Origin of the sequence: Sphingomonas rhizophila, assembly GCF_014396585.1 — a bacterium.
In the GTDB taxonomy this organism is placed as follows: Bacteria; Pseudomonadota; Alphaproteobacteria; order Sphingomonadales; family Sphingomonadaceae; genus Sphingomicrobium; species Sphingomicrobium rhizophilum.
This window is the reverse complement of sequence record NZ_CP060717.1, coordinates 1,980,391-2,000,184: the sequence shown is the minus strand read 5'-3', so window position 1 is coordinate 2,000,184 and position 19,794 is coordinate 1,980,391. Positions and strand designations below refer to the sequence as shown.

General features: G+C 62.5%; 12 protein-coding genes and 3 pseudogenes. 11 read left to right on the top strand and 4 right to left on the bottom strand.

Features of this window, described 5'->3' with window-relative positions; genetic code table 11:
* Positions 1 to 5: 5 nt before the first annotated feature.
* The 9 genes and pseudogenes from ccoO (at position 6) to hemA (ending at position 8,752) form a co-directional block, all read left to right on the top strand.
* The gene (gene ccoO / locus H9L12_RS10200) at positions 6 to 740 is read left to right on the top strand and encodes a cytochrome-c oxidase, cbb3-type subunit II (RefSeq protein ID WP_187541644.1); all 735 of its coding nucleotides are present in this window, start codon (positions 6 to 8) and stop codon (positions 738 to 740) included.
* A complete protein-coding gene (locus H9L12_RS10195) occupies positions 737 to 895 on the top strand; it encodes a cbb3-type cytochrome c oxidase subunit 3 (RefSeq protein ID WP_187541643.1) in 159 nt (52 codons plus the stop codon). Before ccoO ends, H9L12_RS10195 begins: the two co-directional genes overlap by 4 nt.
* Positions 888 to 1,792 (top strand): annotated as a pseudogene (ccoP, locus tag H9L12_RS10190) (cytochrome-c oxidase, cbb3-type subunit III). The gene H9L12_RS10195 and the pseudogene ccoP overlap by 8 nt, the downstream one beginning before the upstream one ends.
* A gap of 37 nt (positions 1,793 to 1,829) precedes the next feature.
* Positions 1,830 to 3,274 (top strand): annotated as a pseudogene (gene ccoG / locus H9L12_RS10185) (cytochrome c oxidase accessory protein CcoG).
* Between the two features lie 2 nt (positions 3,275 to 3,276).
* Positions 3,277 to 3,714 carry a FixH family protein gene (locus H9L12_RS10180; RefSeq protein ID WP_187543256.1) on the top strand — a complete coding sequence of 146 codons (438 nt, stop codon included), beginning with the start codon at positions 3,277 to 3,279 and terminating at the stop codon, positions 3,712 to 3,714.
* Positions 3,648 to 5,837 carry a heavy metal translocating P-type ATPase gene (locus H9L12_RS10175; RefSeq protein WP_187543255.1) on the top strand — a complete coding sequence of 730 codons (2,190 nt, stop codon included), beginning with the start codon at positions 3,648 to 3,650 and terminating at the stop codon, positions 5,835 to 5,837. Before H9L12_RS10180 ends, H9L12_RS10175 begins: the two co-directional genes overlap by 67 nt.
* Complete coding sequence (gene ccoS, locus H9L12_RS10170) at positions 5,834 to 5,980, top strand: cbb3-type cytochrome oxidase assembly protein CcoS (protein WP_187541642.1); 147 nt, start codon at positions 5,834 to 5,836, stop codon at positions 5,978 to 5,980. The genes H9L12_RS10175 and ccoS overlap by 4 nt, the downstream gene beginning before the upstream one ends.
* The gene (hemN, locus tag H9L12_RS10165; RefSeq protein WP_187541641.1) at positions 5,977 to 7,302 is read left to right on the top strand and encodes an oxygen-independent coproporphyrinogen III oxidase; all 1,326 of its coding nucleotides are present in this window, start codon (positions 5,977 to 5,979) and stop codon (positions 7,300 to 7,302) included. The genes ccoS and hemN overlap by 4 nt, the downstream gene beginning before the upstream one ends.
* Before the next feature lie 229 nt (positions 7,303 to 7,531).
* The gene (gene hemA, locus H9L12_RS10160; protein WP_187541640.1) at positions 7,532 to 8,752 is read left to right on the top strand and encodes a 5-aminolevulinate synthase; all 1,221 of its coding nucleotides are present in this window, start codon (positions 7,532 to 7,534) and stop codon (positions 8,750 to 8,752) included.
* A 349-nt stretch (positions 8,753 to 9,101) separates the two neighbouring features.
* Here hemA and H9L12_RS10155 read toward each other — a convergent pair whose 3' ends face one another.
* Together H9L12_RS10155 and H9L12_RS10150 are read right to left on the bottom strand one after the other, a co-directional pair.
* Positions 9,102 to 9,788 (bottom strand): alternative oxidase, encoded by a 687-nt coding sequence (locus tag H9L12_RS10155; protein ID WP_187541639.1) that lies wholly within the window; start codon positions 9,786 to 9,788, stop codon positions 9,102 to 9,104.
* A 90-nt stretch (positions 9,789 to 9,878) separates the two neighbouring features.
* Positions 9,879 to 10,343, bottom strand: a complete 465-nt coding sequence (locus tag H9L12_RS10150) for a hypothetical protein (protein ID WP_187541638.1) — start codon at positions 10,341 to 10,343, stop codon at positions 9,879 to 9,881.
* Between the two features lie 644 nt (positions 10,344 to 10,987).
* Here H9L12_RS10150 and H9L12_RS10145 point away from each other — a divergent pair.
* The gene (locus H9L12_RS10145) at positions 10,988 to 12,478 is read left to right on the top strand and encodes a hypothetical protein (RefSeq protein WP_246450348.1); all 1,491 of its coding nucleotides are present in this window, start codon (positions 10,988 to 10,990) and stop codon (positions 12,476 to 12,478) included.
* 914 nt (positions 12,479 to 13,392) lie between these two features.
* Complete coding sequence (locus tag H9L12_RS10140; protein WP_187541637.1) at positions 13,393 to 18,561, top strand: beta strand repeat-containing protein; 5,169 nt, start codon at positions 13,393 to 13,395, stop codon at positions 18,559 to 18,561.
* A 318-nt stretch (positions 18,562 to 18,879) separates the two neighbouring features.
* On the opposite strand, the pseudogene H9L12_RS10135 reads toward H9L12_RS10140, so the two are convergent.
* Both H9L12_RS10135 and H9L12_RS10130 read right to left on the bottom strand, forming a co-directional pair.
* Positions 18,880 to 18,981, bottom strand: a pseudogene (locus H9L12_RS10135) (PEPxxWA-CTERM sorting domain-containing protein); the annotation flags it as partial.
* The gene (locus H9L12_RS10130) at positions 18,957 to 19,691 is read right to left on the bottom strand and encodes an NHL repeat-containing protein (protein ID WP_187541636.1); all 735 of its coding nucleotides are present in this window, start codon (positions 19,689 to 19,691) and stop codon (positions 18,957 to 18,959) included. The pseudogene H9L12_RS10135 and the gene H9L12_RS10130, both read right to left, overlap by 25 nt.
* Positions 19,692 to 19,794: the final 103 nt, after the last annotated feature.

Below are 19,794 nucleotides of genomic sequence, written 5' to 3'. Positions count from 1 at the left end.
GACCCATGGCTTTCAGGAAATTCAGTCACGGCACCATCGAGCGCAATGTCACGCTACTCGCGGTGCTGTCGCTGCTGGTGGTGACCGTCGGCGGCATCGTCGAGATTGCGCCCCTGTTCTATATCGAATCCACGGTCGAGAAGGTCGAGGGCGTTCGGCCCTACACCCCGCTCGAGCTCGCCGGGCGCGACATCTATGTTCGCGAGGGCTGCTACAGCTGTCACAGCCAGATGGTCCGTCCGTTCCGGGACGAGACCGAGCGATATGGCCACTACAGCCTCGCGGCGGAAAGCATGTACGATCATCCGTTCCAATGGGGATCGAAGCGCACCGGCCCCGACCTCGCCCGCGTCGGCGGCCGCTACTCGGACGAGTGGCATGTGCAGCACCTGAAGGATCCGCGCTCAACGGTGCCGGAATCGATCATGCCAGGATATGCATTCCTCGCGGACCGGGAACTCGTGACCGGAAACATGAGCGCGAACTTGCGGGCGCTGAAGCGGACCGGCGTTCCTTATACCGAGGAATCGATCGAGAAGGCAGACGCGGACTTGCGCATCCAGGCCGATGCCAATGCCGATGCCACCGACCTGCAGAAGCGTTACCCGAAGGCGCAGGCACGCGACTATGACGGTAATCCGGGCAAGACCACGGAAATGGATGCGCTGGTCGCGTACCTCCAGATGCTCGGCACGCACGTCGACTTCAAGGCTGGCGCTCCGCAGGAGCAGGTCCGGTGAGCTACGACGCCTTCCGCCACTTCGCCGACAGCTGGGGCCTCGTCTTCATGGGCTTCGTCTATCTCGTCCTCGTCGGCTGGGCTTTCCTCCCCCGCAACAGGAATCGCAACCGCGACGCCGCCAACATGATCTTCAAGGACGCCGACCATGGCTGACGACAAGAAGCGCATCGATCAGCCGACGGGGACCGAAACCGTCGGTCACGAGTGGGACGGCATCGAAGAACTCAACACGCCGCTGCCGCGCTGGTGGCTGTGGTCGCTCTACGCGACGATTATCTGGGGCGTCGCCTATGTCGTCGCCTATCCTGCGTGGCCGATGATCCGCGAGGCGACCACCGGTGTGCTCGGCTGGTCGAGCCGCGGCCAGCTGGAGGAAGAACTGGCCGCGGAGCGTGCGCGCAGGGCGCCGATCATGCGGGCGGTCGCGGAAACGTCGATCGAGGCGCTACCGAACAATCCCCAACTCATGCAGGCCGCGGTTGAAGGCGGCCGTGCTGCCTTCCGGGTCAATTGCGTCCAGTGCCATGGGTCGGGGCCGCGGGCTCCCGAGGGTATCCCAACCTCAACGATGACGATTGGTTGTGGGGGGGCGACCTGGAGGCGATTCACTACACGGTCGAACATGGCATCCGAAATCCCGGGCACGACCAGACCCGCATGTCGCAGATGCCCGCCTTCGGCCGCGATGGCCTCCTCCAGCCGGTCGAGATCGACGACCTCACCGCCTATGTCCGCACAGTCAGCGGTCAGCAACGCGCCACCGCTTCTGCCCAACGTGGCGCCGCCCTGTTCGCCACCAACTGCGCCGCCTGTCACGGCGACGACGCGCGGGGCAAGCGCGAATTCGGCGCGCCCAACCTGACCGACGCCATCTGGCTCTATGGCGGTGACGAGGACGCGATCCGCAAGTCGATCCACGACGCCCGCTTCGGCGTCATGCCGGCCTGGGGCGGAAAGCTCGATCCGGTGACCACCAAGATGCTCGCGGCCTACGTGCATTCCCTAGGTGGCGGCGAGCGCAAAACGATGCAGAGACCGGCGACGAAATAGGGCTGGCGGGTGTGCCGGCCCCAACCGGCACAAGCACATGACCGACCAATCGACCCCACCGGCCAAGAGCCTCTACGCGAAGCGCGAGCCCGTCTATCCGCAAAAGATCGACGGGCGCTTTCGTCGGCTGAAATGGCTGATCATGGCGGTGACGCTGACCATCTACTACGTCACGCCCTGGCTGCGCTGGGACCGCGGGGCATATGCGCCCGACCAGGCGGTGCTGCTGGACGTCGCCAACCGCCGCTTCTACTTCGGTCCGCTCGAAATCTGGCCGCACGAATTCTATTATGTCGCGGGCCTGCTGATCATGGCCGGCGTCGGCCTGTTCCTGCTGACATCGGTCGTCGGCCGCGCCTGGTGCGGTTATGCCTGTCCGCAGACGGTCTGGACCGACCTGTTCCAGCATATCGACCGGTTCGTGGACGGCGATCGCAACGCCCAGATGCGGCTGGCCAAATCGCCGTGGAACGCGTCGAAGCTCGCGCGCCGGACCTTCAAATATGCAGTTTACCTGGTCCTCTCCCTGGCCACTGGCGGGGCATGGATCTTCTATTTCGCTGACGCCCCGACCCTGGCGCAGAAATTCGTGACGGGGGAAGCCAGCACCATCGCCTATTCCACCGTCGCCATCCTTACCGCCACCACCTTCACCTTCGGCGGGTTCATGCGCGAACAGGTGTGCATCTACATGTGCCCCTGGCCGCGCATCCAGACGGCGATGACCGACGAAAAGTCGCTGATCGTCACCTACAAGGACTGGCGCGGCGAACCGCGCGGGCGCGGACGGCGCGAGGCGACTCTGGCCGACCTCGGTCTCGGCGACTGCATCGACTGCAACCAGTGCGTCGCCGTCTGTCCGACCGGCATCGACATCCGGGAAGGCCCGCAGGTCGGCTGCATCACCTGCGCGCTGTGCATCGATGCCTGCGATCGGGTCATGACCAGGATTGGCAAGCCCCGCGGCCTCATCGATTATGCGACGCTGGACGATTGCAGGGCCGAAGCTGCCGGCGAAACGCCGAAACCGTTGCTCAAGACGCTGCTCCGACCGCGCACCCTTGCTTATGCGCTGATCTGGTCGTCGGTCGGCCTCGGCATGCTCTTCGCGCTGGGTGACCGGGCGCGGCTAGACATCAGCGCACAGCACCAGCGCAACCCGGCCTTTGTCCAGCTCGCCGACGGCGCGGTCCGCAACGGCTTCACCCTCAAGCTCAGGAACATGCAGTCTCGGCCGCGGGCGATGGTGGTCCGGCTTGAAGGGTTGCCGGGCGCCGTGATGTGGGGCGAGGGCGGAAGTCGCGAGGCGGCGACCCGGCTGGTGCAGACCACCGTCCCCGCCGACGCCCTCGCAAAACTACCTATTTTCGTTGCCGCCCCCGGTGGGGACAAGGGCGGCAGGGGTTCAGCTTCGTCGTCCGCGCCGCGGACGGCGCGGAAAGCGACCGCGTTGAAGCCGTGTTCGAACGGCCGGGGGATTGAGCATGACCAGCCGTTTTTCAGGCCGTCACATGACCGCGATCCTGGTCGCGTTCTTCGGCGTGGTGATCGCGGTCAACCTGACAATGGCGACCTTCGCGACGCGCACGTTCGGCGGAGTGGTGGTCGACAACAGCTACGTCGCCAGCCAGAAATACAACGACTGGCTGGCCGCCGCCGAGCGGCAGCGGAAGCTGGCCTGGACGATCGAACCTTTTCTCGACGATGCGCGGCATGTCGCTGTCTCCCTGTCCATCGACGGAGCGACGGTCAGCGGCTTCGCCCGGCACCCGCTGGGCCGCGAAGTCGATGTCCCGCTGACCTTCGCGGCCGCGCGCGGCGGCGTTCGTTCGATCAAGGCGCTTCCGCCCGGTCGATGGAACATTCACCTGCTGGTCCGGCGCGGCGAATCCGAAGCCCGGCTGATCGAGACCTTGCAGTGACGGCGCTGGCAGCAATCGACGGCGGCGAACCGCTGCTGCGAACCGTGCTGGCCGTGCCCGGTGCGCACTGCGCCGGTTGCATCGCGAAGATCGAGCAGGGATTAAGGGGTCTGCCCGGCCTTGTCTCCGCCCGGCTCAACATCACGTCGAAGCAGTTGAATGTGACCCATGCTTCGTCACTGACCATTCCGGCACTGGTCGAGGCGGTCGGCCGCCTTGGCTTCGAGGCGCAGCCGTTGAGCGACGCCGCGTCGCGCGAGAAGAATCCGGAGACTCGCAGGCTGCTTCGTGCCACCGGCGTCGCCGGCTTTGCGTCGATGAACATCATGCTGCTGTCGGTGTCGGTCTGGTCCGGCGCCGAGGGAGCGATCCGCGACCTGTTCCATCTGCTGTCGGGACTCATCGCCATTCCGACGGTCGCCTATTCCGGCCAGCCCTTCTTTCGCTCGGCCTGGAGCGCGGTCCGGCGCGGGCGGACCAACATGGACGTCCCGATCAGCATCGGCGTCCTGCTGGTGACGGCGCTCAGCCTGTTCGAGGCCGTTACCGGTGGTCCGCACGCCTACTTCGACGGCGCGGTAATGCTGCTGTTCTTCCTGCTCGTCGGCCGCTCGCTCGACAGCGTGATGCGCGACCGCGCGCGCGATGGGGTGGCGTCGCTCCTCAAGCAGCAGGCCGCCGGTGCGCTGGTGATCCGTGACGATGGCGGCAGTGAATGGGTCCGGTCAGAAGACCTTGCACCGGGCATGCGCATGATCGTCGCCGCCGGCGAACGCGTTGCAGCCGATGGAATCGTCGAAACGGGGAAAAGCGGCGTCGACCTGTCACTGCTGACGGGCGAGAGCGCGCCGCGGCTGCTTGCTGCCGGCGACCGTGCTCATGCCGGCACCCTCAATCTGGATGCCGCGCTGACCATCCGGGTGACGGCGACGGCGAGCGACAGCAGCCTCGCCGAGATCGCCCGCCTGATGGGCGAGGCGGGGCAGGGGCGGTCGCGCTATGTCCGCATCGCCGATCGCGCCGCGCGGCTCTACGCGCCTGCGGTTCATACGCTGGCCGCACTGTCCTTCGTCACTTGGTTGCTGGTCGGCGCGAGTGCCCACCAGGCATTGCTGATCGCGGCGGCCGTCCTGATCATCACCTGCCCCTGTGCCCTTGGGCTGGCGGTGCCGGCGGCGCAGATTGTCGCCGCCGGATCGCTGATGCGCGCCGGGGTCCTGGTCAAGGACGGTAGCGCGCTGGAACGCCTTGCCGAGGCCGACCGGGCGCTGTTCGACAAGACCGGGACTCTGACCCTCGGCCGCCCGGATCTGTTCAACCCGCAGGCGATCCCCGACGCGGCAAAGCCGATCGTCCTCGCGCTGGCGTCGGTCAGCCGCCATCCGCTGGCCTCGGCCGTTCGGCGATCGCTGGAGGCCGAGGGCGTGTGCCCCGCGTCACTCGACAGCGTCTCGGAGACGGCGGGCATCGGCGTCTCTGCAAGCTATCGCGGGGTCGCCGTTTCCCTGGGCAAGATCCCCGGACTGGAGATCGATTCCCTAGCCACGGCCTTCACCATGGAAGGCCACGCACCGGTGATCCTGTGTTTCAACGACCAGCTTCGGCCCGAAGCAGCCGGTGCCATCGAGCGATTGCGGGCACTTGGCATCGAATCGTCGATCGCCACCGGCGACCGGGCGGCTTCGGTCGCGGCCGTCACTAGGGGTCTCGGCCTTAGGGCCCAGTCCAGCATGATACCGCAGGACAAGCTCGACCTGATCGACCGGCTGCAGAACCAGGGCCGCAAGGTGCTGATGGTCGGCGATGGCCTGAACGATGGACCGGCGCTCGCGGCGGGTCATGTTTCGATGGCGCCGGCTTCGGCCAGCGATGTCGGTCAGAATGCGGCCGACGCGGTGTTCCTGGGCGACAGCCTGATGCCGGTCGCGAGGGCCGTTGTCGCTGCCCGCCGGACGATGCGGATCGTTCGCCAGAATTTTGTCATCGCGATCGGCTATAACATCGTCGCCGTGCCGCTGGCGTTCATGGGGCTGGTTACGCCGCTGGTTGCCGCGCTCGCCATGTCCGGCTCGTCGATCATCGTCGTCGCCAACGCGCTTCGTCTGCGGACCGCCGCTCGATGAGCGCCCTGGTGCTCCTCATACCCATCGCCCTGTCTCTGGGCCTCGCCGGCCTCGCCGCCTTTTTTTGGGCAACGCGCGACGGGCAATTCGACGACATGGACGGCGCCGGCATGCGCATCCTGATTGAGGACGAAGATCAATGACGAGCTGGACCTATCTTCCCGAACTGCTGGCGACTCCGGTCCCGCGCTACACCAGCTATCCGACCGCCGCGGAGTTTAGCGACGCCGTTGGCAGGAGCGACCTGGAGGATGCGTTCAACACGATCGACGCCGGCCAGCCGCTCTCGCTCTACGTCCATCTCCCCTACTGCCACGAGATTTGCTGGTACTGCGGCTGCAACACCGGTGCGGCCAACCGGACGCAACGCCTCGCTTCCTACCTCGAGACCTTGGACGCGGAAATCGAGCTGGTCGCGAAGCGAATAGGTGGTCGCGGAAGCGTGCGGCGCATTTCCTTCGGCGGGGGCAGTCCGAATGCCATCTCGCCCGGCCAGTTCGCCTCGCTGCTGGCCAGGCTGCGCTCGTCGTTCGCTGCCGATGACGCGCTACTGTCGATTGAACTCGATCCGCGGTCTCTGACCGGCCCCTGGGTCGAAGCGATCGCGGCGGCCGGGGTCGAGCGCGCGAGCCTGGGGGTGCAAACCTTCGAGGAGAAAGTCCAGCGGTCGATCGGCCGGCTGCAGCCATTGGGCTTGATTGAGACGTGCGTCGGCGAGTTGCGCAAGGCGGGCGTCAGGTCGCTCAATTTTGACCTGATGTATGGGCTTCCCCGCCAGGGCCTGGAGGAATTGGAGCAGACTCTTCGCGCGGCCATTGCGCTGCGGCCGGAACGGATCGCGCTGTTTGGCTACGCGCATGTTCCGCACCTGATTCCGCGCCAAAGGCAGATCGACGGCAGCGCCTTGCCCGACGCCGAGCTTCGCTTCCGTCAGGCGGAGCTTGGCCATCAGATTCTTACCCACGCTGGCTACGCCCCGATCGGGTTCGACCATTATGCGCTGCCGCATGACGCTTTGTCGCTCGCCGCCCGCCAAGGCCGGCTGCGCCGTAATTTCCAGGGGTTCACCGATGATCCGTCGGACGTGCTGGTCGGCCTCGGGGCCAGCTCGATCAGCGACTTCCCCAACCTCTTGGTCCAGACCGAAAAGAATGCCGGACGCTACAGGATCAAGGTCTCGTCGGGCCTGCTGCCCGCTGCTCACGGCATCCGCCGAAGCGAGGAGGATCGCCGGCGTGGCCGCGTGATCGAGCAATTGCTTTGCAACGGCAAGGCCGAGGTTCAGGGTTTGCTCGACCAGGACAGGCTGGCGCGCCTGCGGCCGTTTCTCGACAATGGCCTTGCGACGATCGAGGCCGGGAAGTTGAGGCTTCCCGATTATGGAAGGCCCTACGCCCGGGTCATCGCATCGCTGTTCGACAGCTATCGCCAACCGGCCGCCAGGCGGTTCAGCAGCGCGATATGACGAGCATTGCGGCCTCGCTAGGAATCCTCGCCTGCCTAAATGTGCTGGCTTCCACTTGCTGCATGGCGATCCCCGCCGACCCCTCGGCGTGCCATGGCGGGCGCGACACGCCGAAAAGGAATTCCGAACCGCCCGCGGCATGCCATGCGACGACAGGCTGCGCCGAACATCGGCGGCTCCGGACAATCCCCTAATGCCGTCCGGTCCAGTCCAGGGCTAGCAATTGGTCATGGATTACGACAGCATTTTCCGGTCGGCGATTGATCGCCTCCATGACGAGGGGCGCTACCGCGTCTTCATCGACATCCTGCGCACCAAGGGCAACTACCCCAACGCGCGCTGCTTTGCCGGGCACAACGGTCCGAAGCCGATCACCGTGTGGTGTTCGAACGACTATCTCGGCATGGGCCAGCACCCGGCGGTCGTCACCGCGATGGAAGAAGCGCTGCACGATGTCGGCGCCGGTTCGGGCGGCACCCGCAACATCGGCGGCAACACCCATTACCACGTCGACCTGGAGGCCGAGCTTGCCGATTTGCACGGCAAGGAAAGCGCCCTGCTGTTCACCTCGGGCTATGTCTCGAACGAGGCGGCGCTGTCGACGCTCGGCAAGCTGCTGCCCGGCTGCGTGATCTTCTCCGACGAATTGAACCACGCGTCGATGATCGCGGGGATCAAGAATTCGGGCTGCGAGAAGCGCGTCTTCCGCCACAACGACCTCGATCATCTCGAGCAGCTGCTGCGCGACGAGGCGCCGGAAACGCCCAAGCTGATCGCGTTCGAAAGCGTCTATTCGATGGACGGCGACGTCGCGCCGATCGCTGAGATCTGCGATCTCGCCGACCGCTATGGCGCCATCACCTATCTCGACGAAGTCCATGCGGTCGGCATGTACGGCGCGCGCGGCGGCGGCATTTCGGAACGCGACGCGGTCGCGGACCGGGTGACGATCATCGAAGGCACGCTGGGCAAGGCGTTCGGAGTGATGGGCGGCTATGTCGCGGCCGACCGGACGATCGTCGACTGCATCCGCAGCTATGCGCCGGGCTTCATCTTCACGACCTCGCTGTCGCCGGTGCTGGTCGCCGGCGCGCTGGCCAGCGTCCGCCACCTCAAGGCCTCAGCCGAAGAGCGCGAGGCGCAGCAGGCCGGCGCGGCGATGCTGAAGGCCAAGTTCGTCGCGGCGGGGCTGCCGCTGATGGAAAGCGTCACGCACATCGTGCCGCTGCTGGTCGGTTGCCCGGTCAAGGCCAAGGCGATCAGCGACATCCTGCTCGCCGAATACGGCCTCTACGTCCAGCCGATCAACTTCCCGACCGTCCCCCGCGGGACCGAACGGCTGCGCTTCACGCCCGGCCCCAACCACAGCGAAGCGATGATGGACGAACTCACCAGCGCGCTGGTCGAAATCTGGGACCGGCTGGAGCTGGAATTTCGGCAAGCCGCCTGAGCAAGCCGGCGAACGTCGCCGGAGCGCGGTGAGCGCCCGTCCGATACTCCCCATCCAATCCCCCGCGATACAGATGCTCGTCCAGGTAATCGCTCCTGGCGTTCTATTTCTCGTGGCGTGACGATTTAAGGCGTGGCCGAGCCGTGTTCGGCACGCTTCTGCCACGGATGCGCTCCAGCCTGGGCGCTTTTGTTACCAGGCGCTACACGCGGAGGCCCCCTGTCATTTGGGAGCAGACCAACACAGCAATTGTCGAAGAAGGAAAACGGCAGCCTTCGCCGAAGCGTCAGCTGCCGCATGGATCAAGACTGCTGGGTTCGAGGCCGGCTGCTCGCCGACCTCGATCGCTTTAGGCAACCAGCCGGATGCCTTCGACATGCGGCGGCGAGGGGGCGAACCGGGCTTCGTCAACCGGCTGTCCGGCGAGCTCGTCGGCAAAACCATGGTTGACGTCGCGGTGGTGAGCTTCGTCGGCCCGGACCACTAGCACCACGTCGCGCAAGGTGGCGCTGTCCGGCAGCTGCCAGTAGCGCTTGGCGATCTCCGGCGCCGGGCCGTTCGGACTGCGGCCCTCGTCGATCTCCTTCAGGTAGAGCGTGTAGCTCAACACCGCCTCTTCCTCGAAATAGCCAACCACGCGGTGCGCTGTGCGGGGGCTGATCAGGTAGAGCGCGAAGAATGCGAGATAGAAGACCCACTGGACGCTGAGAATCACGAGCCGTTCGAACACCGTCGGCTTGGCGACCTCGATGAACGTCATCAGGTGCATCCGCTCATTCTCCGCTTCGTCCATCAGCGTGCGAATCCAGCCCTTGTCGTCGCACATGCGGCGAAGGCACTTCAGGTGGTTGATGGTCGCGCCGACCATGCCTGGCACGGCCGCGACGGTTTCCAGCACGATCGCCCGGTGGCCGTAACGCTTGGCGAAGAACGTGTCGGCACAGAAACGCAGGGCCTTGGTGAAGCCGTAGGCGACGCGATCCGACACCCCCTTGGGCGCATGGTGGACGTTCAGATCAACATAGGGTGCGGACATGTTCGGTTCTTTCAATCATTTGGAATCGGTCATCGGGCCCGTTTAGAGAGGGCCCAACCCATTGATAATCGTGGATATTACCTAAAGGCGTCACGACAGGACGGCGATGACGCCGATCGCGAGGACCGCGAACGCCAGCAGCACCGGGACAATAAACATCTGGGCCAGCGCACCGGCGCCGGAGACATGTCCGGTATAGGTCTGCATTCCCTGCGCCATGAAGCGGCTCAAGCTCGGCCTCCGGGCGGGGTCGCGCTCCAGCTTCAACATGATCGTCGGCACGGCGAAGAAGGCAACCAGGAAGACGACGTCAATCGCGATGACGAACAGGCTTTGGCCGGCAGTGGCGATGGTCAGCGCGAACAGCGCTACGATCGCCGCGTAGGTGGCCGCCATCATCACTCCGATCGCGCGCGGCACGTCGGGAACCGCCGCTTCCGCAAGCCGCCCGCGGCCAAGCTCCAGTTCGGCAAGCGCCGCCGAGGCGGGGCCGTCGAGGGTCGAAATCTCGACGACCTTGAAGGCATCGCGCGTTTTGAGCTGCTCGTGGTACATGACTCTGCTCCTCGCTAAGCAAATCCCACTGGTGGGGATGGCCCGACCTAGGGGAGCGAGAAGGGCCCGCCATTACGTGAATCTACGGGTCGATGAGCGAGTTGGACGGGTCGTCGGACCGCCGCGCGCCCTCGTCAGGCACACGTCTTCTAAAGGCGGCACTCGAGCCGTCTGACAACAGCAGTAAGGAAAGGCGAGAGTGGTGCGCGAAGCAGTCTGGCGATAACCCGTATCTTCCCTGATATTCCCGCAAAACAGGGAATTCGCATCAAATCGCGGCCCAAAACAGGCCGATGCGACGCAATCTCGATGAGGCTATTGAGCACCATCGGCAGATTTCTGCGGATTCTCGCGCGAAGACCTCTCACTCCTGTAATTCGTCGGAACAGGGACTTTAATCGCCCGGAACAGGGAGATTAATCGACCGTATCAGGCATTTTGTTCGTTGATCAGGCCAAGGGGGAAAACCTTCATCGAAGGACCCTTGCCGTGAATGACAACAGTTCTCGTCCCCACACTCGCAAAAGCCCGCGAAGCAACCCGGAAAGCGCCGTGGCCCGAAGCCTCGGCTGATCGTCGATTTTCCTGAGCCGCTCGCCGAGTGGTCCGACCCGCCTGGCTTTGGCGAGGCTCTAGCTGCGCACATGTCGCGACACGGCGACACCATCTGGCACCTGCACCGCGCCGTGATCCGCGCGGGCGAAACCTTCGACAGGACCACGATCCGGGAGTGGTGCGCCGGCCGAAAGGCTCCCCGCTCGGCCACTAGTCTCCGCGTGCTCGAGCGGATTGAGCATCGGTATCGACTTCCCGAGGGCTACTTCCGGGCAAAACTGGCCCACCCGGGACGTGCGACAACCGGTCAAGCCGGATCACTCGCCTTTACGCCATCGGAGCGGAGACGCATCGCATGGCACTTGCCGGATGACTTCGACCGGCGACCGCTCAAAGAGCGCGCGGAGATCGTCGAGTGGGTGCAACGCGTCATCATCTCGGGATGCACGGATTACCGTCGTTACCAATGCAAGGTCTTGCGCGATCGCTTCTCGCTTCGCTTCCCGAACCTTGCAGGCCATTCCGGCTCGCCCGTCGTGGCGAATTCAAGTCTGGAGACAGAAAAGGCGCTCAGTCGCGCGCCCGCTGGTGTCGTCGACGCTCCGGTGGAACTTCAACTAGAGATGGAAGCGCTTGTCAGGTTCAAGACTGCGACACTCACGCAGGTCGGCCTCGAGCGGCTCGGGAAATGGAAAGAGGTGACAGCACAACAGAAGGTCGAGCACCTCGGCCTCCTGTTCGGCGCCTTGATGGCGCCACCCGGCGGTGCCGTGAATGGACTCGGCATACCCAGTCAATCGCTGGGCCTGGGCTTGCTCGTCTTTCCGGCGACCTGGGACTGGTATGCTAGGTGGCGCGAGGAGCGTCGCGGCTTCTACACGTCCTGGGAGGTCAACATGCTCCAGTTGGCCAAAGCACTTACGCGCCGGCGGACCGGGTGGCTAAGGCAGCATCCCGGGGTCATCTCACAATTGCATCCGATCGAGGGCCTGGTCACGCGAGCTGATCTCGCGGATGCTTCTTCCGACTGGGACAATTGCTGCGACCGGATGTTCGCTTTCGCCAAGTCGCGGTCGAAGGAAATCGAGCGAGTGGCCCGCGTCCATCGCGATCCCTTCGAACCGATTTTGCCGATCCTCGAAGCCGCGAGCCCGGTCGGAGAATACCGGCGCATCACCGAGGAAATAGTGAGGCTCATGCCCGACAGCAGAAAGCACCCGCGGCCGGCGGCCGAGGCTGTCCGGTCGTTCCTCATGCTGCGATTTGGCCTGCACCTTGGCCTCAGGCAGAAGAACCTCCGGGAGCTCCTGTTATGCCCCGAGGCCGGCAGCCAACTCAAGAGCGTCTGCTCAATGCGCAGGAGGTCGGCGAACTTCGGTGGAAAGATGACGCTGCAGTCTGGGAAGTTCTGTTACCAACTTCCGCGTTCAAGAACAGCGGCTCCTCGTTCTTCGGCGGGTACTCGGTTCGGTTGGCACTTCCCGATCTCGGAGGACTCTATCGGTTCATTGAAGATTATGTCGCAATACATCGCGAAGTGCTTCTTGGCCGCGCAGCAGACCCTCGTACCTTTTTCGTGAAGACGGTTAAGGCGACTACCCGAGACGCGGCTTTTACGCAGACCGGGTTCTACGACGCGTGGCGCCTTGCGATACAACGGTACGGGATCTTCAATCCCTACACCGGCCGCGGTGCAATCAAAGGCCTCTTGCCTCACGGGCCGCACAATGTCCGGGACGTTCTCGCCACTCACATTCTGAAGCAGACCGGCTCGTACGAGCAAGCCAGCTACGCAATCCATGACACGCCGGACATGGTTGCCAAGCACTACGGACGGTTCTTGCCTCAGGAAAAGGCAGGGATGGCGGCAAGGGTACTCAATCTGGCTTGGACCTAACCAACGAACTGAGCCCGGTCATAAGCTCGCAGACACCCAGTGCGGACATAAGCTTTCGACGTCATCGATGCTTGAACGCCCAGCTTCGACCTGCGGAGGAGCCTCCATTAAACATTATGACGAGGTCCTCTAGATTGCCGTTTGGCCAGACAACAATTTCGCGCTCGTCGATGACCTTGACCTGCACAGCATCGCCAACGTCAGCGGCGTTCCAGATAAGCGTCAGCTTGTCCTGCGGCTCCAACTCGAATCACTTCGGCCACGGCTCAACAGATACGTAGATTGGACCGTCGGTAATATTCTCGAACATCTGCTGTGTGCGCGCCATTGTCAGAAGCTATCTGCGTCGGCGAATGATGCCAATGTCCGCTTCCCACACGAACGTGCCGCGTCTGACTTCGACCAAAATCGGACTCCACGCTGATGAACGACCCGACGGTCCGGCTCCGTTTCCCAGGTGATTCCCCTTGCTTGGCCGGTCGCGAAGGCGATAGGCACCACACTTAATGGCGGTAGTATTGTCAGGGAGCGTAAGGGATGGCTGGTCGGTCTAGCGAGAATGGTGCTGTTCAACCAATCGTCGTCATCGGGCGATAAATGCCCCAGCTTTTCACACTTCCTGGGCCTCCCGGGACGGCGAACAATTTCCTGGCGGAATACTTCCTGTCGTCTGGTGAGGACTACGTCGTCGCATCGACGACATCATCATATGCCGCGATTGCTCGAATGTTCTGGGCGGATCACAACGTCACGTCGTTCACCAATCATGGTACATTGTGGAATAGATCAGCCGAAAACGTAACCTCGATCCTCGTCGGATTTAACCTGCCGACCGTCACGAACACCGGCACGATGGTGGCTGAGGCGACTAACGGGAATGCTTACGGCGTATCGGTCGCCAGTCGCGGAGACCTGGTTTCAAACAGCGGCTCGATCTATGCCATCGCGAATGGGAACGCCCAGGCGGTCGAGCATTGGGACCCCGCAGCTCGTATTCAGAATTCGGGGCTCATCGTTGCGTACGCGCCGGCGGCGAGCACGGGCAACGCCGGCGGCGTCGGCGCCGCTACCGCAGTCGCGTTGTTCAACGGAGGCGACCTCCAGAACGATGCCGGCGGGAGCATTTTGGCTGAGGGCATTTCCGCTACCGCCGTCATCTATTCAAGAGGATCGCTGCTTGGCGATACCCTGATCGCGAACCACGGTCGGATCGAAGCGCTGGCGACCGGCGGGGCGCCTTCGTACGGAATCTTGGCGGGCGGTTTGGAAGTCGAGACGCTGAACTTCGTCAACAGCGGCCTTTTGCGAGCGGACATCGCTTGGTCGAGTTTCAGCACGGACACGATGTACGGTCCCAGGGGAAGCGACCGCATTACCAACACGAGCAGCGGTCAGATCTTTGGACGAGTCGAAACAGGTGGCGGGAAAGACACCCTGGTCAATCAGGGCGCGATTCAAGGCGACATCGCCTTGGGCGACGAAAATGATGTGCTGGATACGTCAGGCGGCTCGATCGTCGGTGTGATCGACCTTGGCTGGCACGACGATCAATTGAATGGTTCCGCCGGTTCTGATCGCGCAACTGGCAATCGCGGCAACGATCACCTGAACGGGAATGGCGGTAACGACCTTCTCCTGGGTGGCACCGGCGCCGACTTCCTCATCGGCGGATCGGGTAATGACGGTTTGTATGGTGAAGGTGGTTCGGACCACATCATCAGCCGGGGCGCTGACGTCGTGCGTGCGGGCGAGCAGAACGACCTGGTTGAAGCGGAAGACCTGTCGTTCGCACTGCTGGCTGGCGACGGCGGTTATGACACATTGAGCTTCAATGTCGGCGCAATGAAACTCGACCTGAAGGCGGCCTTGGCCACAGGTCGGCTGACGGGTTTTGAAAATATTCTCCTGAACGCGGACCAGGCTGTCCTGGTTCGAGCCGGGGACGCGCAGACGCTCGGCGGCGGAAAGCTCAATTTTGAAGGTCAAGGCTCAAGCCATATTGCGCTTGTGGGCGCATGGAGCGAGGCTGCTTCCATCACTCGCGACGGGGCCACCATTCGCGTCTTCGTGCTCGGTAGCGAAACGGTGTATGCCCCGTTTGGATTAAGTATTTCGGTCGGAGCTGCAGCGCCGGCCGGCTACTCGGGGCTCGGCTCGATCGCATCGGGTGCGGCCGCTTTGGCGCCCGGTGGCGCGACGGGCCTTGCGCTGACCGATCCAGTCAGAACGGGAACGGTCGCCCTGGAGCATGACTTGTTCATAGACGACGGAGAGGTATTCCGCGCCGACGATGCCAACGTATTGACGGCGACCAATCACAGCATTGACGCTCTCATTAACAATGGTGTCGTCGCACTTTCGACAAGTACCCCCTACATTACCAGCCGTGCCATAACCGGGACTATTGAGTCGATTAGCAATTCTGGAAGCGTTTCCTCCATCGGAAGCGGCGGAGGCTTCGCTTATGCGATCGAGGTCCGAGGTAATCTTGCAAACACTGGCGAAATTATCTGCCAGGCAATCAGTGGCGATGCATATGCAGTAACGCTCACCTATCTCCGGGGTGACAAGGTTTTTGAGAACTCCGGCGTGATTTCGGCCAAGTCCGTTACCGGGATGTCCCATGCGATAAATATTGGAGGGGGGCCGCAACGCCCAACCGCTCCGATCGCTGAAAACCATGGAACGATCGAGGCCATCGGCGGGAGTGGAACCTACGCTGTTCGGCTCAACGCGGGCGGGACGTTTGTAAATAGCGGCAGCATCAGCGCATCTCACGGTGAGGGGAGCGCGGCCAATGACGCAGTCGCTGTGATCTTGCTGACCACATCCCCATGGGCAACGGTCAACTCGTTCGTCAATTCGGGAATCGTCAGCGGCGTCGTTGCGATCCAGTCTACGGCGGGGCGCAGCGAAATCATCAATAGCGGCAGCATTTCCGGAAGCGTGCGGCTTGGTCAGCTGTCCGACGCAATTTACAACTCGGGAAGTATTTCGGGCAACGTCGCCTTGGGCGCCGGGAGTGATCTTTACCGAGGCACAGACGCGACCGCACTCATCGATGTTGAGGGGGGACTCGGTGCGGATATGCTTATCGGCGGTGCCTTCGCTGATGGGCTGACAGGAGGCGAGGGTAACGACCTTGTCGCAGGAGGATACGGTGCCGATCAGCTTTTTGGCGGGGCCGGTTCTGATCGATTCATCTTCCTGTCCGCGAACGACTCGATTGGATCGGCAAGCGATCTAATCCAAGACTTCGAGACTGGCATCGATCGCATCGATCTGAGCGCACTCGCGACGACTTCGGTGAATCTGGCGACGGCAAATGGCGTAACGACTATCACGGCTCAAAGTGCGTCTGGCACGACGGTAATCAGAGTAGCCGGGTCGGTAAATTCCTCAGACATCGACGTTGCACCCAAAGGTTCGACCATAATCGGGACGTCAAACGACGACGCACTGCTGGCGACCGTGGGTGTGACACGACTCAATGGCGGTGGCGGCGACGACTTGCTCGTTGGTGGTTTGGCTAATGACCGGCTCGATGGCGGAGCGGGGACCGATACCATGGTCGGCGGTAAAGGAAATGACACTTACGTCATAAACACTCCCGACGACGTGGTTGTCGAAAGGCCGGGCGAAGGCGTTGATCAGGTCCTGTTGAACGGCCTGAACGGCGACTACGAAATGGCGGCCAACGTCGAGAACGCTACCCTGATGACTGCGGGTCAGGTGCGAGGAAATGAGCTCGATAACGTTTTGGTTGGAAGCACAGGTACCGATGTCCTCACCGGGATGGATGGCGACGACATTCTGATTGGCGGTCTGGGAGCAGACTATCTAGGGGGTGCGCAGGGCGCTGACTTATACGTCTATAATGACGTCTTGGAATCGACTGAAGCAGCTCAGGACCGCGTCGCCCTTGAAACTGGAGTCGATAAGATTGACCTCAGCGCTCTCGACGTTCGGTCAATCAGTTGGACGCATGTCCGCATTCCGTTCGAGTTGCCGTACGTTACCGTGACAATTGCTACCTCGACGGGGACGATGACGCTGCGGGTCACTTTACCCCTTGGCGTTACCGATCTCACGATGTCGGATTTCATCTTGGCGCCCGTTGGTGATGTCCTTGGTACTGATGGTGATGACAACTTGGCCGGAGGCTTTGGTTCAGATCATCTTTTCGGGTTATCCGGGAATGACACGCTCACTGGTAAGGGGGGCGACGATATCCTGGAAGGAGGACGTGGCGACGACCAGATAAACGGCGGAGATGGCTCAGACAGTGCCTCCTACATCACCGCTGATTACGGCGTCCGCGTGAACCTTGGGCTTCAGACTGCGCAGGATACAGTAGGGGCCGGAGCAGACTGGCTCGTAGACGTGGAAAATCTGATCGGCTCGGCTTTCGACGACGTGCTTCGCGGAGATGCGCTCGGAAACTCTCTTGATGGAGGGAGTGGGGCCGATCGATTGGATGGGCTGGGCGGAGACGACCTCCTCATCGGCGGCGCGGGTGATGACCTCCTTCTTGCCGGTGCCGGCAACGATCAGCTTGTCGGCGGCGCCGGATACGATCGAATGTATGGTGGGTTGGGTGACGACACCTACGTTGTCGCCGACGCGGACGACTACGCCTACGAAAACGCGGGGGAAGGACGCGACCGCGCATTGGCCAGCCTGGATTACCAATTGCGCGACAACGTCGAGGATCTGACTCTGACAGGCACCGCGGTAATCGGTAAGGGGAACGCTCTGTATAACGTTCTGGTTGGAAACGCCGTCGGCAACAGGCTCTATGGCTACGAGGGTGACGATGCCCTGGATGGCGGCGCCGGAGACGATTACCTCCTGGGAGCCGAGGGTGCCGACACTCTCACGGGTGGATCAGGATATGACCGGATGTACGGCGGCACCGGGGACGACCGGTATATTGTTTCCGATCTCGCCGACTACGCGTACGAGAATGCTGGCGAGGGCACCGATCGCGTCGTCGCATCGATCAACCATCAGCTTCGCGGCAACATCGAAGAGCTGGAATTATCTGGATCGGGAAATACTCGCGGGTTTGGAAACGAACTCGCCAATCTGGTCCTCGGAAACAGCGGGGCCAACCTTCTGTATGGGAGAGGTGGCGATGACCAACTGCGCGGGGAGGCAGGCAATGACATCCTTTACGGCGAGAGTGGCGCGGATGCATTGAGCGGCGGTTCGGGACTTGATCGCTTCTATGGCGGCGGAGGTGCCGACCTGTTCGCCTTCTCATCGGGCGACTTCGCTGGAATGAGCAGCGGCACTGCCGATCGCATTCATGATTTCAACCGCCTGCAGGCGGATCGGCTTGACTTCACTGCAGTTGATTCAAATGCCCAGACGAATGGCGATCAGGCGTTCAGCTTCATTGGGAGTGCCGCCTTCAACGGCGTGACGGGCGAACTCCGGTATCAACAGATCAGTGGCAACACCTACATCCAGGGCGACACCGACGGCGACGGCAAAGCCGATTTCTGGGTTCGCCTCGATGGTCTTCACGCTCTGAGTTCGGGGACTTCCTGTTGTGATTGGGCGCCGGGTCGTGGCCTGGCGATTCCGGCAACGCAGGTAGCGCCTGCCGGAAATTTCGACAGTGGCTCCGCCCCATGGCGATGGGGCGACCTTTCTGGGCTGATGTCCGCTTTCGACCCAAATCGGACGCTAGCGCTGTGGGAGACGGCGGCACTCCGGTCGAGTTACCAAAAAGAATTTGCCGCTGCGGCCGAGACCTGATGTTCTCAATCGTTCTCAACGCGTTAGCGGGCGGCAATGTCCACCAAGCACATCCGAACGACGGCCGAACTCGTGCGATTCGGTGCAGGCCTGAGGATCGAGTGCGGAGGATGTGGGGCAGCGCGGACGTTCAGTGGCTACGAGGTCGGGAAGCTATGCGGCGCGGGCAGCCTGAGGGCGTTAGGCCTCGTCTCAAATGCTCCAGGTGCGGCAGCAAAGAGGCCCGGTTGATGATCCTGCCACTGGTTTAGACACGGGTTGAAAAGAAAAGCGGCCCGGCCTTGCGACCGGACCGCCTGAGTCACCGGGGTCGATGGTCTATGCACACTGCGCGATTGGGTGGGCCCGTGCGCGCTTACGCATACCGAAGCCAATGGCACCGAATCCAAGCAGCATCATTGCCCAAGTTCCCGGCTCGGGACAGCACCGGGAGTTGCACCGATAGCAAATTCAGCGCCCCAGTTGTTCGAAGCCAGACCGGGAATGTTCAAAGTCTGCAGTAATGAACCCGAGGTCGAGTACTGACGGATCGCGTTCGACCCGTTAGAAACGTACCAGAGCGTCCCGTCCGCGGTGTCATAAGCAAGTGAACCGCGACCACCAGCATGATTGAATTGACTGATGAGTCCGCCCGCCAAGGTATACTGGAAGAGCGTCGTATTGTTCGAAACCCATAAGTTTCCGCTCAAGGTGTCATAAGTGATCCCGACGAGGTCCGAACCGTGCTGCACGTTGAAAAGGGCGACCGGGTTGGTCCAGTCTAGATTTGCGCGATACACGGTCGCGCTATTCGTGAAGGCATTACCCAGCTCGAAGTTGTAAACGCCGTTCGTCGTTCCATCCACGGCATTCACATCGGCAGCCGGAGCGGTTACGCCCGTGGGCGATCCATCCAAATTGTATTGCGACGAGTTGCTACCGTAGTAATTGCCGACCCACACGCTCGAGCTGACCGCGATTGGGTACTGGCCTGGCAGCGTCGGGGTTACCGTGACGGCCTGGGTGGCCGTGTTGACGATTGCTAGTCTCGAGGAATCGCCGTCGGTTACGTATAAAACGCCGGCTGCGGCAGGCGCTGCGCCGGCGACGAAACACACGGCTGCCAAAAGCGTCTTCGCGAATTTTTTCATTGAAACCCCCCAACGCGACACAAACGAGCTTAGCTGAATATCGGTTAACGGAAATTAAGCAAGTCGCACTCGTCCGCATCCGCATGTGCCGATTTGAGACTCA

What these genes read in the sequence shown, in the direction of transcription:
- ccoO (WP_187541644.1), top strand. Translation starts at nt 6, where the DNA reads ATGGCTTTCAGGAAATTCAGTCACGGCACCATCGAGCGCAATGTCACG.
- H9L12_RS10140 (WP_187541637.1), top strand. Translation starts at nt 13,393, where the DNA reads ATGCCCCAGCTTTTCACACTTCCTGGGCCTCCCGGGACGGCGAACAAT.
- H9L12_RS10175 (WP_187543255.1), top strand. Translation starts at nt 3,648, where the DNA reads ATGGAACATTCACCTGCTGGTCCGGCGCGGCGAATCCGAAGCCCGGCT.
- H9L12_RS10150 (WP_187541638.1), bottom strand. Translation starts at nt 10,343, where the DNA reads ATGTACCACGAGCAGCTCAAAACGCGCGATGCCTTCAAGGTCGTCGAG.
- H9L12_RS10155 (WP_187541639.1), bottom strand. Translation starts at nt 9,788, where the DNA reads ATGTCCGCACCCTATGTTGATCTGAACGTCCACCATGCGCCCAAGGGG.
- H9L12_RS10145 (WP_246450348.1), top strand. Translation starts at nt 10,988, where the DNA reads ATGTCGCGACACGGCGACACCATCTGGCACCTGCACCGCGCCGTGATC.
- hemA (WP_187541640.1), top strand. Translation starts at nt 7,532, where the DNA reads ATGGATTACGACAGCATTTTCCGGTCGGCGATTGATCGCCTCCATGAC.
- H9L12_RS10180 (WP_187543256.1), top strand. Translation starts at nt 3,277, where the DNA reads ATGACCAGCCGTTTTTCAGGCCGTCACATGACCGCGATCCTGGTCGCG.
- H9L12_RS10130 (WP_187541636.1), bottom strand. Translation starts at nt 19,691, where the DNA reads ATGAAAAAATTCGCGAAGACGCTTTTGGCAGCCGTGTGTTTCGTCGCC.
- hemN (WP_187541641.1), top strand. Translation starts at nt 5,977, where the DNA reads ATGACGAGCTGGACCTATCTTCCCGAACTGCTGGCGACTCCGGTCCCG.
- ccoS (WP_187541642.1), top strand. Translation starts at nt 5,834, where the DNA reads ATGAGCGCCCTGGTGCTCCTCATACCCATCGCCCTGTCTCTGGGCCTC.